This window comes from Paenibacillus sp. sgz302191, assembly GCF_057749925.1.
Window position 1 is genome coordinate 293654 of the sequence record NZ_JBYLHY010000008.1, and the last position, 16806, is coordinate 310459.

The 16806-nt window shown below is 51.1% G+C and carries 11 protein-coding genes and 1 riboswitch; of the genes, 5 read left to right on the forward strand and 6 right to left on the reverse strand.

The genetic code is table 11. The features are described 5' to 3' along the window. Positions 1-14: 14 nt before the first annotated feature. Complete coding sequence (locus tag AC3G2T_RS14700) at positions 15-422, reverse strand: acyl-CoA thioesterase (RefSeq protein WP_474686828.1); 408 nt, start codon at positions 420-422, stop codon at positions 15-17. Then, positions 422-556, reverse strand: coding sequence for a hypothetical protein (locus AC3G2T_RS14705; RefSeq protein ID WP_488435934.1), 135 nt, complete (start codon positions 554-556; stop codon positions 422-424). Before AC3G2T_RS14705 ends, AC3G2T_RS14700 begins: the two co-directional genes overlap by 1 nt. 512 nt (positions 557-1068) lie before the next feature. On the opposite strand from AC3G2T_RS14705, the gene fumC reads away from it, so the two are divergent. Continuing rightward, positions 1069-2466 carry a class II fumarate hydratase gene (gene fumC, locus AC3G2T_RS14710; RefSeq protein ID WP_488435935.1) on the forward strand — a complete coding sequence of 466 codons (1398 nt, stop codon included), beginning with the start codon at positions 1069-1071 and terminating at the stop codon, positions 2464-2466. Between the two features lie 1274 nt (positions 2467-3740). On the opposite strand, the gene AC3G2T_RS14715 is transcribed toward fumC, so the two are convergent. Beyond that, entirely contained in the window at positions 3741-3941 is a 201-nt protein-coding gene (locus AC3G2T_RS14715; protein WP_474686832.1) for a cold-shock protein, read from the reverse strand. Between the two features lie 196 nt (positions 3942-4137). After that, positions 4138-4338 (reverse strand): cold-shock protein, encoded by a 201-nt coding sequence (locus AC3G2T_RS14720; RefSeq protein ID WP_474686834.1) that lies wholly within the window; start codon positions 4336-4338, stop codon positions 4138-4140. Between the two features lie 235 nt (positions 4339-4573). On the opposite strand from AC3G2T_RS14720, the gene AC3G2T_RS14725 reads away from it, so the two are divergent. Both AC3G2T_RS14725 and AC3G2T_RS14730 read left to right on the forward strand, forming a co-directional pair. Next, on the forward strand, positions 4574-5797 hold the full coding sequence (locus tag AC3G2T_RS14725; RefSeq protein ID WP_488435936.1) for an NAD(P)/FAD-dependent oxidoreductase: 1224 nt from the start codon (positions 4574-4576) through the stop codon (positions 5795-5797). Between the two features lie 147 nt (positions 5798-5944). Beyond that, complete coding sequence (locus AC3G2T_RS14730) at positions 5945-6415, forward strand: CBS domain-containing protein (RefSeq protein WP_474686838.1); 471 nt, start codon at positions 5945-5947, stop codon at positions 6413-6415. Positions 6416-6515: 100 nt separating this feature from the next. On the opposite strand, the gene AC3G2T_RS14735 is transcribed toward AC3G2T_RS14730, so the two are convergent. Both AC3G2T_RS14735 and AC3G2T_RS14740 read right to left on the reverse strand, forming a co-directional pair. Then, positions 6516-6821, reverse strand: coding sequence for a hypothetical protein (locus AC3G2T_RS14735; RefSeq protein ID WP_488435937.1), 306 nt, complete (start codon positions 6819-6821; stop codon positions 6516-6518). Positions 6822-6976: 155 nt separating this feature from the next. Further along, positions 6977-8599 carry a copper amine oxidase N-terminal domain-containing protein gene (locus AC3G2T_RS14740; protein ID WP_488435938.1) on the reverse strand — a complete coding sequence of 541 codons (1623 nt, stop codon included), beginning with the start codon at positions 8597-8599 and terminating at the stop codon, positions 6977-6979. Positions 8600-8907: 308 nt separating this feature from the next. Further along, positions 8908-9002, forward strand: a riboswitch (cyclic di-GMP riboswitch). A 50-nt stretch (positions 9003-9052) separates the two neighbouring features. Here AC3G2T_RS14740 and AC3G2T_RS14745 point away from each other — a divergent pair. Continuing rightward, complete coding sequence (locus AC3G2T_RS14745; RefSeq protein WP_488435939.1) at positions 9053-13207, forward strand: fibronectin type III domain-containing protein; 4155 nt, start codon at positions 9053-9055, stop codon at positions 13205-13207. Positions 13208-13249: 42 nt separating this feature from the next. After that, positions 13250-16783 carry a fibronectin type III domain-containing protein gene (locus tag AC3G2T_RS14750; protein WP_488435940.1) on the forward strand — a complete coding sequence of 1178 codons (3534 nt, stop codon included), beginning with the start codon at positions 13250-13252 and terminating at the stop codon, positions 16781-16783. Positions 16784-16806: the final 23 nt, after the last annotated feature.

Genomic DNA, 16806 nt, shown 5'->3' on the forward strand with positions numbered 1-16806 from the left:
AAAACAGAATGATGTTATTGGTTCTTTTCAAACTCAAAAAACTTCCGCAGCTCATCAGGCACTTCGCGGCTTTTGCGAGTTGAACTATCCATTGTCACGCTTGTCACGAGTGCATCAGCGCGTACTTCGTCATGCTCATCCACGATCTCTTGCTTCAGCACGTAGCTGGAACGACCTACTTTTTCTGGCTGACAAGTGACGGTTAATGCCTCACCTTGTCGACACTCTCTTCTATAGTTCACATTAATGTTCACTGTAACCGTTTGAATACCCTTATTTCCGAAAACTTCGTAGGCTAGCCCGCACTGTTCATACCATTCCTCACGGCCCCATTCGAGATATTCCAGATATTTCGCGTTGTTTACGTGCCCATTGACATCAATTTCCGTTGAGCGGACTATGATCGGTAGTGATGATTTCATTAAGTTCGACCCCCTCGATTTACTAAAATAGCTACTTCAAACACGGCGAAATTCCCTTGGCTATACTGTTGGGTTGGTTGCCCGTTCACATCGATTTCGGTCGAGCGCACGATAATTTCCAGTTTCGTTTCCATGGGATCACTGCTCCTTCATCGGTTCGGTTGCTAGGCTTATTATATATGATTTTCAAAAGCGGACACAGTCGCGACACCTCTGTAGGGCTAGGGGAACCGGTGGGGGGACAGCCGCTTTTTCCGGGCGCGTGCTTCTCCCGGTGTAGGTCGTGGAAATGCACAATTGGGCAGGAAGCAGCTTGGTAAGGAGAAAACCTGCGAAAGTACAGGTTTTTTCTCTGAGATTAGCTCGTTTTGGCTAAAAACCTGCAAAAGTGCAGGAATTTCCGCTGAAAGTGAGTATGAGTCTATGTGTTCGCTGAAAAGCCTGCACAATTGCAGGAATTGTTCGTGGCCAGCGATCAAGGGATGCAAATTCATGTATTTTTGCAGGTTTTTTCGTGCTGTCGGGCAGATAAATAGCCTGAAATTTGCAGGTTTTCACGTTGTCTGGGAATGCTATAACAGGAAAAAGGAAATGAGTCTGGGCTCGGGCTCAGTTTAGACCAATCAGCGGAGGTGCCCAAAGAGCGGTGGATCCAAACTTTCGAATTGAACGGGATACGATGGGGGAAATCAAAGTGCCTGCGGACAAGCTGTGGGGGGCGCAAACCCAGCGGAGCTACGAAAATTTCAAAATCGGCACGGAGCGGATGCCGGTCAGGCTGATCCATGCTTTTGCCCTGTTGAAAAAGGCGGCTGCGCTTGTGAACCGCGACCTGGGAGGGCTGACGCAGGAGAAAGCGGACGCCATTTGCCGGGCGGCAGACGAGATTGCGCAGGGGCGCTGGGACGGCGAGTTCCCGCTTGTCGTCTGGCAGACGGGCAGCGGAACGCAGTCGAACATGAACGTCAACGAGGTGATCGCCCGTCGCGGGAACGAATGGCTGGAAGCGGCGGGAAGCAGCGAGCGCATCCATCCCAACGATGACGTCAACCGCTCGCAAAGCTCGAACGATACGTTCCCGACGGCGATGCATGTCGCCGGCGTGATCGCGGTCGAAGAGGAACTGCTGCCCGCGCTGGAGCTGCTGCATGCCACGCTTCGCAGCAAGATGGACGCGTACGGGGACGTCGTCAAAATCGGCCGCACCCACCTGCAGGACGCCACCCCGCTGACGCTGGGGCAGGAGATCAGCGGCTGGGCGGCGATGCTGGAGCAAGCCGCGCGGATGGTGCGCGGCAGCGTAGATACGATGCGCGAGCTGGCGATCGGCGGCACGGCCGTCGGCACCGGGCTGAATGCGCATCCCGAGTTCGGCGCCCGGGTCGCCGCGGCGCTGGAGCGATTGACCGGCACGCGCTTTGCGTCGGCCGCGAACAAGTTTCATGCGCTGACCAGCCATGATCAGATCGTTTTTGCTCACGGCGCGCTCAAGGCGCTTGCCGCGAATTTGATGAAGCTTGCCAATGACGTGCGTCTGCTGGCAAGCGGCCCCCGCTGCGGGATCGGCGAAATCGCGATCCCGGAGAACGAGCCGGGCAGCTCGATCATGCCCGGCAAGGTCAACCCGACCCAGAGCGAAGCGATGACGATGGTCGTCTGCCAGGTCATGGGCAATGACGCCGCCATCGGCTTCGCCGCAAGCCAGGGCAATTTCGAGCTGAACGTGTTCAAGCCCGTCATCATCTACAACTTCCTGCAGTCGGTCAGACTGCTGGCGGATGCGATGCGCTCGTTCAACGACCACTGCGCCGTAGGCATAGAGCCGAATCGCGAGGTCATTCGGCGCAATTTGGAGCAGTCGTTGATGCTCGTCACCGCGCTGAACCCGCACATCGGGTACGAAAAAGCGGCGAGCATCGCCAAGCAAGCCCATAAAGAGGGGCTGACGCTGAAGGAATCGGCGCTGCGGAGCGGGATTTTGACGGCCGAGCAGTTCGACAACTACGTCCGGCCGGAACTGATGGTGCACCCGACCGAGAGTTAGGGGCTGTTGGGTCGGCCGGGCGAGGTCGTGCAGCTCGGCGTCGCGCCGTGCGCCGGGGGCTGCTCGCGGTGTTGCCGACTGAGCGCATACCCTATGGCGTTGTCGTTCTCGACGCCATCGGACCGCGGACTGCGTCCCCCTGTTTGCTCTGTCACTTCGCATAAACATACTTTCTACATGAGTTCATCGGACAGACTCCTGGCCGAATGCCCTTGTGCTTTGCTGAAAATGCCTGCTCTCAAAGGCAAGACATTACCGGCATCTGCACAAGCGCTCGCGTCCGCGCCCCGGAAACCTAGCGAGAAGCAACCCTCGTACGTGTGGAAATGGCGCGTACACGCGCCCGTACCCCGGAAAACCTGCGAGAAATCAAATCTCGCACGTGTAGAAATGGCTCACCCGCGCCCGCGGCCCTGGAAAAGCTGTGAGAAGCGACCCTCGTACGTGTGGAAATGGCGCGTACACGCGCCCGTGCCCCGGAAAACCTGCGAGAAATCAAATCTCGCACGTGTAGAAATGGCTCACCCGCGCCCGCGGCCCTGGAAAAGCTGCGAGAAGCGACCCTCGCATGCTTGGAAATGGCACATCTGCTTGGCACTGCGCTCGTTCACGTGCAGAAAACCTGCAAAAGTGCAGTTTTTTTGCCCATTGATGCGCTGGAAGTGAAACATTCCTGCAAAAATACAGTTTTTTCAGCGCATGCCCGGGGCCGGACCCATTTTCACCGAAAATTCCTGCACAATCGCAGGCTTTTCTCCAAAACGAGCTACTTTCATGGAAAAAGCCTGCACTTTCGCAGGCTTTTGGGGGTGAGGGCCGCTAACCGCCTATCGAACGGGCTGTACCGCGTCTTGGCGGCAAACTGGAGCGACGGAGAAGCAGCTTGCACGCCGGAGGTAGCGCAATCTGCCGGGCAGCGTAGAGAAAGCCTGCAAAAATACAGTTTTTCAGCGCATGCCCCGGTCTCGGCCCCATTCTCGCCGAAAATTCCTGCACAATCGCAGGCTTTCTCCAAACCGAGCCGCTCTCACGGAAAAGCCTGTACTTTTGAGCACTTTTGCAGGTTTTCGTGGTTTTCCGATCCGATTCCGAGCTTCACACCGCACGCTGGGAGCTGCGCGCGGTTTTCATTCTGTGGGCGACGTCCACGACGTCAGGGGAGTTTTTGCAGGTTTTGCGTTGTTACCAGGCCTGTCAAGCCGCGTCACGAACGGCTGGGACGCCGTTCCCAGAAACATAAAAAGCGCCGATCCCGCGGGACCGGCGCTTTTCAATTACTTTTTGCCGCTCGTGTTCGTCAAAGCGGGGAGCAGCTTGGTATCTTTCACCATCGCCGAGTTGCAAATCGGGCAGACCGGATTTTCATCGAAAGAAAAGTTATCCCTCATCCAGCAGGAGCATTGCTCCGTACTGCATGTCCAGATGCTCGTTTCTTCTTCTTGGACGGGTTCCATCGTTTTCTTTGAAAAATACAAACTAACTCCTCCTTTTCAGCCGGGAGTCTGTCCGATGAATTCAGCAGAAGGTATACTTCACTCCGGCATGTGCAAAAGTGACTCCGTCGGACTGACTCCCAGCAAGCAGCTTGGATTGGTCATGGCCGTTCGCGGCCCTCCCCGGTGCAGTTTGTCCGGCTGGAACCGCTGTTCTCCAAAAAGGATATGTGCAGGACTACAGCCTTACGACATTCTCGGCTTGCGGTCCGCGGTTACCTTGAACGACATCGAATTGAACGCGCTCGCCTTCGTCCAGGCTTTTGTAGCCTTCGCCCGAGATCGCGCTGAAGTGAACGAATACGTCTTTGCCTCCTTCAACTTCGATGAACCCAAAACCTTTTTCCGCATTGAACCATTTAACTGTACCTGTTTCCATGTGTACAAAAACCTCCAACCCTAATTTGTGTGATGCATTCACACGTTACAAAAAGTAATTTCGAAAAACCTGATGAAGGTATCTCATTAGTAAGTGAAATGCACAGCTTTGTTAATATATCCATTTTCATGAGAGCTTATTCCTCTTTTTCCAAAAATTAATTCGCAGAGCCGGCGTGTCACAAAGAAAGGAGCAAATCCGTCTCATGTTTATCAAGCTTGAGGGGGAGAGGCATATGGAACAAAAAATCGTAATCATAGGCGGCGGGTACGCCGGAATTAATCTGGCGAACGCTTTGCTGAAGCAGTTCGAAGGACAGCGTGAGTACCGGGTCATTTTAATCGATAAAGAAAGCTATCATCTCAGAAAAGTGCTGCTGTTTCGCGGCGCGGTGGGTGAGGCCGATCTCAAGATTCCGCTTTCCCGCTTTTTTCATACTGCGGTGGAGATCGTGCAGGCGGAGCTTGTGTCGGTTGATCCGGGCGCGAATCGCCTCGCCTTGAAGTACCCGGACGGGCGGGAAGGTGCAATGGCGTACGACCGGTTGATCCTGTGTCTGGGCAGCACGGCTGTGCCGGTTCCTCCCGGTAAGGGCGGCATATCCTTGTCAGGCCTGGAAAGCGGCGCGCAGATTCGGGGCCGCATGGATCACAATGTGCAGCAGGCTCTTTTGCACGTAGACGACGAAGCGCCGAGACGAACGCTTCTGTCCGCCGCGGTTGTCGGCGCGGGCATTACCGGCATTGAGACGGCTGCCGAATTTGCGCACGCCCTGCGGCAGAAAGCGGCTAAGGCGGGACTGGACCCGGCGCTGGCGTCCGTCGTCCTGGTGAATTCACAGCCGCGATTGATGGAAGCCGCGCCTGCCAAAGTAGGCCGGAGAATCGAAAAAGAACTGAACGCACTGGGCGTTCGGGTTATGCATGGCACAAGGGCGGCTGTGTACCATGATCAGCAGCATCGTCTGACGCTGGACAACGGAGCCGCTGTACAAGCGGGACTATGCGTCTGGACGCTGGGCCTTCGGCCGAATCCGCTGATTGCCGGACTCGGACTGCCGACGGAAGCGAACGGGAAGATTAGCGTCGACGGCAGGTATCATGTGCGCGGCTGCCCCGACATGTATGCGATCGGAGATTGTGCGCACATCGTCGACTCGGTCACCGGCAAAGCCGACGGTATGACCTGCAAAGAGGCCATTCCTCAAGCGCAGCGCCTCGCCAAAATCATAAAAGCGGAATATTCGGGCAAGACCGGTCCCGAGCATGCATCCTTTATGAATTTATTTTGCATCGGGCTTGGTCCGGAAAAGGGCATCGTGTGGGCGCAAAAATGGGGGATCGATATGCTGCTTACCGGTAAGCTGGGTCTGAACGTCCGGAAGCTGACCTGGGATTCGGCAAGTCTCATGGGCGGCAAATCGCTTAAGCGGCAGCAAGCGGAAAGCTTGCGAAAATAGGTTTCCGCACGCAGAGGCAACCATTGACTGAACTTTGCTAATTGTCTTACAATTTAATTATCGTGCAAGCCGGAGAGCCGGCAGCGTTTTGAACCGGTTCTCCCGATAGCTTCCATAAACAGTTTCAAGCAAGGAGGTCGAGCGATAATGAAAGCATCGGACATCATGGTTGACCAAGTAGTGAAAGTTTTGGAAGCGGATACAATCAAATGTGTTTTGGAGAAGTTCGTCAGCCGTGGAATCGGCGGGATGCCTATCGTGAATCACTGCAATCAGATCAAAGGGTACATTAGCGATGGAGATATTATGCGCGCAGTCAGCTCGCACAGCAATGTCGTCGTCGTATCACCTTTTTTTACCTCCACCTGGATGGATACGCAGACGATGGAGGAGAAGTGCCGCGACATTGCCGATGCCAATGTGATGGATTACGCCAGAGCCAAGGTTATCACGGTCAATGTGGACACGCCGCTGAACGACGTTGCGACCCTGCTCGGCCGAAAGCATCTCCAAAAAGTCGTCGTAGAAAAAAACGGCGGCTATCTGGCCGGCATTATCAGCCGCGGGGATATGGTCCGCTTTTTCAGCCGGCAGTACTTATCCAGGCTGCCCGGCTAGCTGCGATAACAAAACATACCCGCACGAACGCTGCGAGGTTTGGACTCGGGCGGTTTCGCGCGGGTTTTTGCCTGTTCGGGGAGGGCGGCTCGGCATCCGCTTAAGCCAGCAGGGCAATCACGAGCAGTTCGTACAGCACCAGCGTCAGGATCGTGGAAGCAGCCGGATTGTAGAAGCCGCGATACATGCCATGATAGGGATGCTCATACATCGAAACCTGGAGATGCACATGTTGTTCATCCACATAGACCAGAATGCCTTCATACGTGAATCCGTCCAAGGTTTGAACATGAACCGTGCGCCCGATGTGGGGAATCAAGGTATCGCGGAGTCTGTCTCTGTTTTGCGGCGGCTCCTGCTCCTCCGAAAAATCAGCCTGATAAATAACCTGGGGTTCCATATACATGATGCGTTCTTGCCCCTTTCTGCACTCGTGTTATTCGCCTATTACGTTATTAGCCTATTCATGCGCTCCCGAAAGGTATAGGCTGCCGCCTATTCATATAAAAAAATGACCAAAGCGATCGCTCGCCTTGGCCATTATCCTGCTTCCTTGATCCTCTAATCCCGCTTAATGGTGATGAGACGGGTTTCAGGATCGTATTTGATGGTTGTGCCGAGCTTTTCGGCGATAAAACGGATAGGAACAAACGTTGTCCCGTTTCGCATAACCGGAGCGCTGTCCAGTTCCACGTTCGTTCCGCCCACTGTTGCGGACTTGCTGTCGACGGACATTACGATGCTTGTGCCGGTTACTCCGTCTTTAATCGTAACCTGCTTCCATTCGGCATTCCATTTGACGTCAGCCCCAAGCTGCTCGGAAAGGAATCTCACCGGAACCATGACGACTTCATCGTCGTTCATATACGGGCTGTAGGAGCCGTATGGATCCTCGTCCGCGGCTTCTTGGCTTTGGACAATGAAATGAAGCTCTTTTTTGGTAACTTGCAAATCTTCCTTCAGCAGCTTGTAAAACGAAGAACTCTTGTCAAAATTGTTCAAAATCGCATAGCCTCTGAACGTATCGGAATCCACATTCAACGCCCCGCCGGAAGTATCGATCGCATCCGCAGTCACGGACTGGTTCAAACTCCAGTTTTCGAAGGCGTAGGTCCATTTTATCCCGGTCACTGCGCCATCCTTATTGGGAGCCGGAATATTGAGCTCAGCCTGCACCTTGCGGATCTGCTTGTTCCGATCGACGTAATAATCGGCTTTGAACGTCAATTTATCGCTGAGGATCGCCGACACTTCCTCGTTGGCCGGTGAATCGGAAGCAGCAGTGTCTTTCATCGTTTTATCGAATTCGTCTACAGCTTTTTTCAAGTACTCATGAATCGTTGTATAAGCGAATTCGACCGCCAGGTTTTTATTGTTAAGATAGGCCATCATCAAATCCGACGTAGTCGATTGTTCCTCCAGATCGGGGTACTCTTCCTTCAATTGTTCCTGAGAAATTCTCATTTGCTCCTTCACAATCGGTACGACCGCATCGTACAGTTGGCCAAGCAGCTCTTTCAAGCCTTGCTCATCGGCGAGGACGTTCGTCAGGAACAGTTTCAAAAGACCGGCGAGCTCGCTGCCTTTTAACTCCACATGCACTTTTTGCATGTTTAGCGTTTCATTGTTCACTTGCTCCGTAGCGTCGGTTACGGAGATTGTATTCGGGTTCGGCGCATTGTTGAAGAAAAACTTATAAAGGGCCGGCCGCAGCTGCTCTGCGCTATTCGTCAGTTTTTGCCTGATTTCTTGAGATAACGGCGCCACCCTTCCGTCAGCCGCCAATGCCGCCTGGTCAAAGACGATAGGCTTCTTGGCGCCGTCAATATGTACGATCATCTTAGTACCGTCGATGACGAGCTGAAAAGGAATCGTCCCTTTGGCGTAATTCCATTCCCCATCGATCGATGCGTGCTGAGCGTCCTGCATTTTAGCGCTGTTGATCGTCAGCTTCGTATTTTTGAACGTTTGGATCAGCGCCTTTTCCTTGGGATCAATCTGATCGCTGCTGCCTGTAATCAGCTCCAGCGCAATCGATCCTTTGGATACCGAGGACTTAACGGTTCCGGTATTTTGCATAGCCTGCCCGAGATCAAGACCCTGCACGGCCTGACAGCCCGTCAAGGCGATCAACAGCACAACAAGCGCAGCGGAAATCCACCATTGCCAATGCTTTTTTTGCATATAAAATCTTCTCCTTTGATTTAATAGATATGAGGCAGAATGTCTGATAAATTATACGCGAAAAAACGCCGAAGGACTCGCCGAGTTAAGGAGATTTTATGAAATTGATTATTCAAAGTATTTATTGCAAATAATCGACAAAACATTCCAAAAAAAGAGGGAATATCTTAAACCTAGTCGTATATTATGTTGTAACTAGGTATACAGGCATATTTGTTTATAGTATAAAGGTAGGTATGAACAAATCTTTTTACCTATGATAGCATCAAACGAGTTTTGAGTGCCGCACATAAGCGAAGACCAATTGAAATTGAAAAAGGCAAACCTGATCGAAAGACAGGGACGCAAAGCCACGGGCCTAAACCGTTTCAGACCGAAACGGTACGGCAGCCGGGCCGCCTATTGCAATTGGTCTTTTTTGTGTAAATTGAAAGGGAAATGGAGGATACAAATATGAAATTTGGGTTTCAAGCTGTTGTCAGGGGGCTCTGTCTATGCCTGCTGCTGCAGTTGTTCATTCCTTTTGCAGAATCGTCGTATACATATGCCGATACGGGAGCGTGGAATGTAAAGGTTAATTTCCAGCCTGCAACTTCACCTGTACCTGAAGGATTTTTGCCAGACTCGGGAATGCCGTTCAGCACGCAAAATGGATTCAATTATGGGTGGAATAGTTCTCACACGGATTCTACGGTAAGCGGCAGTACTTATCAAACCACTCCGAATGATACCGCAATTCGCGTTCATAAAGGCGGAGTCTGGGAATTCGAAGTAAACAACGGTATCTATGAAGTTAAGGTAAGCGTCGGCGATTCCGTTTATTCAAGCAACAATACTGTAGTTGTTGAAGGAGTAAGCTTTTTTGATCGTATCCCTATTGAGGGAGGGCAGCATGTCATTGCAGCACAATCGGTTGAAGTTGCGGACGGCAGATTAACGGTCAGTTCCGGCGATGCGGAGGAAGCGGAGACGGCTTTACAGTTCATAGAGCTAACCAAAGTTGGCTCTCCCAACACTTTGCTCGCCCTCTCTGCTGCCAGCACGCCTGTTATAGGGCCGCCGCCCGAACCGAGAAAAGTGCATGGGGACAAAGTACTGCTTTCGGGCAAGATGAATAACGAGCATAATGCTCCATCTTATCTGCAAGTGGATGGTCTGCAGGAGGAAATAGGAAGGTATATGGATGTAGAAGTGCAGCGAGTGAACCAATTGCTGTCGGAATTTGAACAGAAAGCTGTTGCATGCGCGAATTGCGATCCGATTGCACTGCAGCGCGCAATCGACAATAGTACGCAGTCCCCGTCATTTATCAAGGTGGGGCATTTGAATCTGAATTCTTCGGTAGTTTTCGGAAGCCCCTCCAAACCGGCTGTAATCATTGCGGATGGAATCAATACAAATGCCAAATTAAGCATTGATGTATACGGCTTGTTGATTGTTAAGGGCAGCATGAATGCCAATTCGGAGCTAAACTTGCAAGTGCATTCGTCTTCGAATGGAACGGAGCCTGCCGATGGAAGCCTTTGGGTGAAGGGGAACTGGCATCTTAACAACAATTCCTCGATTAGCGTGGATGGTTTGTTATCTGCTGACAGCCTTACTTTTAACAGCGGACAGTTGAACGTCCGGGCAAAGCGCGTCTTGATCCAAGATCAATTGCATATCAACACGCAAGCGGATATGAACGTAGAGCAAGAGATGATGGTTGGCGGGATCGTTTCCAACAATAGTACTGCCAACATCAAAGTAAATAACAGTGACTTGTTCGTTCGCGACGATGTGCATGTGAACAATCAACTGCATATTCAAACAGGCGGTTTGTTTGCCATCGGCGGCAACATGACGGCCAATCAACGGCCGTTCATCGATACAGGGGTCGGAGGAAACGGATCGACAAGTTTGAAATACGCGTTGCATGGATTAAAGGCGGAGTATTTTAGTGAAGGGAATTTCAAGGGAAATACCGTAACCAGGGTGGATCCGGTTATTGATTTGCAAAACAGTCCTGAGTTTCCTGTTGCAGGCTTCAATGATCAGGACATCTCTGTCAGATGGTCTGGACAAATTGAGGCTCTGTTCAGCGAAATGTATCAGTTTGAATTGCAAACGAGCGGACCGATCAAGCTATGGGTAAATAATAATCTTTTAATAAATAAAGAAGATGCAAGTTTCCAAGGCACTGTAACAGGTTCTGTCTATTTGGCAGCGGGCCAGAGAGAGAATATCAAGGTGGAATATTTAAGTGCAAACCGCAATCCCCGGGCGGCATTGTACTGGTCAAGCAATTCCCAACAGAAAGAACGCGTTCCACAGAGTCAACTGTTTCCTTTTGGGATACCGGTTGTATCGCAAATACCAACAGAAACAAGTCATACATTAACCTGGAATCCAATCTTTAATGCCGATGGATATGAAGTGGAAGCGGATGGCGTTATATACCCGATTGGCCCCGCTTCGACATTTGTTCATGAAAACCTGGGTGTCGGCACTCTTCACACCTATAGAGTTAGAGCAACCAGCGGAGACATCACTGGGGAATGGTCTTCTTTAGCCTCCGTGTGGACGCTGCCGGCAATTCCCGAAAATTTGCGGCTAAATTCGACTAGCAATACGTTAAAAGTAGAATGGGATCCGGTTGCAGGGGCAACAGGATACGATATAGAATTCAGCGGAAATGTAGTCGACAATGGATCGGCAACTACTTATTTGGACAATGAATTGAATCCGAATACTCAGCGCAGCTACAGAGTCAGAGCGAAAAATTCCAGCGGCCCGGGGCAATGGAGCAGTGTAGTTGCGAAATCGACTTTACCCGGAATCCCGTCGGAAATTACGGCAACCGCAACCGATTCGAGTGTGCAAGTGACGTGGAATCGAATAGCAGGCGCCGAAAGCTACGATATTGAGGTGGATGGTGCGCTTGTTGTCGACACGAATCATGCTATCTCTTATTTACATGGAAATTTACGGCCATATACTACACATCGCTATCGGGTCCGGGCGAAAAATGCGGAAGGCGCCGGTCCATGGAGCTCTGAAATCGAGGCTACAACGCTTCCAAGAACCCCGGTACTTACTACAGATTTATCATCTGCTAACGCGATTCAAATTAGTTGGTCCAGTATTGATGAGGCAGGCGAATATGATTTGGAAGTGGATGGGGCCATTATTAAGGCCGGCACTACTCTTACATTTATCCATACTCCATTGGAACCCAATTCGGAACATACATACCGGATACGCTCGAAAAATGTGAAAGCTGCCGGGGTATGGAGTACGCCGGCAATTCGTAAAATGCCGCCGATGAAGCCGCAGAACGTCCGGTTCGCAGTCGCAAGCGACAAAATAGAAGTGACGTGGGATCCTGTCCTGGGGGCGACATCCTATGAATTGGAAGTGGACGGTAATATTGTCGATGTCGGACTCGTCACGTTATACACCCATGAAGGAGTGGCTTCGAATTCACAGCATACGTATCGGGTCAGGGCCAAAAATCAGGGAGGCGCAAGCGAATGGAGCGAGGCGGTCATGCAATCCGCACTTCTCGGGCAGCCGCAAAATTTTACCGCTCGCGCTACAACTTCATCCATAATTTTGGGATGGGATGCTGTTTCCGGGGCTGAAAGTTACCAAGTACTGGTCGATGGGGTTATTCGGGATAATGGCTCGGCACTAACCTTCACGCATGATGGGTTAACGCCATATTCGTGGCATGTATACAGAGTTCGCGCCATAGCCGGAGGCATTCCGGGCGTGTGGTCGGAGACTTTATCCAAAGCGACATTGCTTGGAGTTCCGGGCAACATTCGTTTAAGCTCTACCAGTTCCACTATTACCGTATCTTGGGATAGCGTTGAAGGAGCTGTGGGGTACGAGGTGGAAGCGGACGGCCAAATGTTGGATAACGGTATGTATACTACATTTGTCCACCGTAATCTGAGCCCAGATACGCTGCACACCTACAGAATCAGGAGCAAGAACGATGACGGTGTAAGTGAATGGAGCGAGCGGAGTCAATGGACAGAAGCCGTCATCCAGATCACCACTCCAAGCGTTCCTGCCAATTTCAAAGCAAAGGCAGCTGTGGATTCAGTTACTTTAACTTGGGATGCAGTTAGCGGAGCGAGGAGCTATTCGCTTGAAGTGGACGGCCGGGTCATTGATAACATTACGGAAACGAGTTATAAGCACACAGGGCTGGAGCCCAACACCATGCACCGCTACCGCATTCAAGCCGCGAACGGCAGCAAGCACAGTGAATGGTCGGAGAAACTCGAAGCCAAAACCATTTCCGAATTGATCGTTAATGTCGGAAAAGACAACATATTTAATCTGGTCGTTATTGCGCCAAAGAAAGACGGGGTTACAGCACGTAGAATCGTTGTTACGTATAGTCCGGACGATGTGGAGGTTCAGGATCTGAGCGCAATCACACCGGAGTTGGAATTGAAAGCCGGCCCGATAAGTGGCACGAACTTTACGGTCAGCAAGTTTGTACCCGGCGAAATCGTATTTAACGTTCAGAACGCCGATAAGACAACCATAAACAGCATCAAATTTATAGCGAAGACCAATGAGGATTCGAAGGTCACCTATATAGTGGAGTAATAAGGAGAGCACGTGCGAAATGCGAGGTTTGGGAGGAAATCAATGCGAACGATAAAACTGATATGTTCCATCGTGCTCTTGCTAAGCACGATTTTGGAAATCGGATCGCCGGCAGCTTATGCGGCGTCCACGACTTATTATTACTATGACAAGTACAACCTGGCTTGTACTTATGTAGAACCCCCGGCGATTAATACGGGTTATTATTCACCCTCCGGAACAGCCGGCTTTCAAACAGCGACGTTTGATACGTCTAAAAATACATGGATTTTAAGCAACTGGACCGGCTCTAATACCGGTCCGGGATACAATCTGTCCAATGGGATGCTGACCTATGTTTCGCGACATAGCAGCTATGTTATGGATAGCAGGCAAAATACGGGTACTTGTACAATGGGGAGCTTAAACCAAGCGAATATTGTAGCCTCTGATGTCAGATATCCAAACAATGGAGTAGGTGACGACGGATATTGGTATGTAAAAAAGAATATTGCGCCTGCACCTTCAACGGTATCAACCCTTTATTATTTTGACAAATACGAGGCAGTATACAGATACTCCGAACCTCCAGAGTTCAATACAGGTAATTATTCCTTCTATGGGACAGCCGGTTACCAAACAGCAACGTTTGACACAGTAAATAATACATGGATTCTAAGCAACTGGACAGGCTCTAATGACGGTCCAGGTTATACGCTGAGTAATGGAATACTTACTTATGTCGGTGTTGGTCGCTATAGTTCCTATATTAGAGACAGCAGGCAAAAAGAAGGGGCATACAAAGCTGGCGCCTTAAGTCAGAAAGATATTGTCGCTCCAGACGGCACATATCCGGATAACGGGAAAGCAGGCGACGGGTATTGGTATATAAAAAGAGAAGTATCGCCATCTATTTCCATCATTTCGCCAAATTTGAATCAAATATTCGGTCAAACCGATACGTATCTAGTTCCCAAAATATCAGTAACCGGTCGGAATGGCGATACGTTGATCAATACTTACTTTTTAGATGATGAAGCTTCTCCCCGTGACAGTAAAACAATTACAAATGCTGTAACATCTCAGGTTGTTGCCTTTGATGCACTTCAATTCAATGGACTGCCGGAAGGAAAACACACGCTTAAATTTGTGTTGTCCAATAACTTGAACGGGCCTGTCACGAGCACAGTTGATTTCATTCTGGACAAATCACCGCCAATCATAGACAACATTAGCGTGGCACCAACAGATACTGCAATTACAGTTGCAGGCGCGGCAACGGATACAGGATCAGGCTTGGCACCGGAACCTTACCGATACACAATCGGATCTATAGCGAGCGCCTGGACTGCCAATTCGTACACATTCGGCAATTTAACGCCTAATACTGCCTACAGCGTACAGATTGAAGCCAAAGATAAGCTGGAGCATATAGCGACAAAACAACAAACCGTCTATACGAAGGCGCAGACGCCCGTATTGGTTGCAAGTCAAATCGGCGAAAATCAGTTGGATATTTCGTTTCAGGACGCCAACCCTTCCCGTACGTATTACCAACTGTTTTCAGATGGCCAATATGTCAGCGAGACGGGTGGTTTGACGTCAAATCCATCATGGTTCACACAGACCGGCAAGAAGGTGACGGTAAAAGGGCTGACACCCAACAAGTCATACACCTTTCAGGCTAAAGCTCGCAATGATGCCGGTGAGGAAACAGCGTTCAGTTCGCCGGTGAGTGTCGGCACGCTGGCAATCCCGCCTGTAAATATAATGGCTGAAGCAACCCAGAGGTCGATTAAAGTAACTTGGCCTGCGACGGCGGGAGCGAGCTATGACATCGAAGCGGACGGCGTCGTTATGGACAACAAAACGTCCGCAACCTTTTTACATGGCGATCTTGCCCCTAATACGCAGCATAAGTATCGGGTTAGAGTGCGAAATGCCGGAGGGACAGGGAATTGGAGCGCCTTCATCAGCAAATTCACGCTGCCTGATCCGCCGGCGATTCCGATGAACATTCAGGCAACGCCGCTGCAAACGGAAATAGCCGTTTCGTGGGACGTCGTTGCCCGTGCGGAGAGCTACGATATTGAGGTAGACGGAACCGTAATCGGCAACGGAGGCAAGATGACCTTCGTACACAAGGGGCTGCAGCCGCTTACTGACCACACGTACCGGATCAGAGCCGCCAATAAAGGCGGCGTCAGCGAGTGGAGTCAGCCGGTGGTGAAGCAAACATTGCCGTATCCCCCTGCGTCGCCGGGACATGTTGTCTCCACTCCCTCCATTCATCAAGTGACGGTTAACTGGAGCAAATCGGATGGAGCGGATGCCTATGAAGTTGAGGCAGACGGACTGATCATCGATAACGGCAGCAGCACGGCCTATGTTCATCAGGGGCTGGACGCTTTGAGCGGGCACACGTACCGGGTCAGAGCGACCAATGCCGGCGGCAAGAGTGTGTGGAGCGACCCGATTAACGTAACGACACATCCCGAAAAGCCGGAAGTTCCCGCGAATATCATGACGACAGCGGAAGAGAAAGCGATCACCGTGACCTGGTACAAAGTTTCTCATGCGGCCGGGTATGAAGTAGAAATCGACGGGACATCCGTCACGAACGTCACCGACAACCAGTTTGTTCATAGCGCTCTGGCGCCTTCCAGCAAGCACACATACCGGGTCAGAGCCAACAATATTAGCGGCAGCAGCGAGTGGAGCAGTCCGGTCACTTTGTCTACATTCCCCGAAGGAAGCGACGGAAGTCTGTCCCTGACCAATGTTGTTGCGGTGGTGACGAACAAAGCGATCACATTATCCTGGGATACCGTAGCTCCCGAGGCCAGATACGATATCGAGGTGGACGGCGTGCTTGCCGACAATGGAAGCAATACGATCTACCATCATGGCGGTTTAAAAGCGAGCGAATTCCATACGTACAAGATTCGCTTGAAAAAGGACGATAGCCCGAACCCATGGGTGGCTATACTGTCCTTGTCGACATTGCCCGACCCTCCGGATGCTCCGGTCGGTGTTGAAGCTTTTGCGACAAATAACAGCATTGAGCTGCACTGGAAGAAGATAGCCGGGGCGACAGGCTACGATCTGGAGATCGACGGCCAGACCGTAGACGCAGGAGATAGTCCTACGTATACACATGATAAGCTGACATCGGGAACGGCGCATACGTACCGGTTAAGGGCGAAAAACCAAACAGGCGTAACGGCATGGAGCAACGCGATTGTGAAGAGCACAACGAGCCCAACGTACACAGTCAACGTAACGGAAGGGCAAAGCTTTGATTTGTCACTGCTTGCTTTCAACGTTCAGGATTTCAGCGAATTGACGTATGTGGTCACGTATGATCCGAATCAACTGGAAGTCGTCGATTTGTACAATTTCACACCGCAGCGGGATGTCATGCAGTCAGGCAGGATTCCGGGCTCCAATCTGACGGTTGCTTATACGCCTGGACAAATCACATTCAAGAGCAGTCAAAATGTGGTGCCTGGGACCTCGTGGTCCGGGGAAATCACGGCGATCGTCCTGAAGGCTAAAGTGAGCGGAGAAGCCAAAATCGACGTTGTTGCCAAATAATATGCAGATCATAGCGAGGGTGA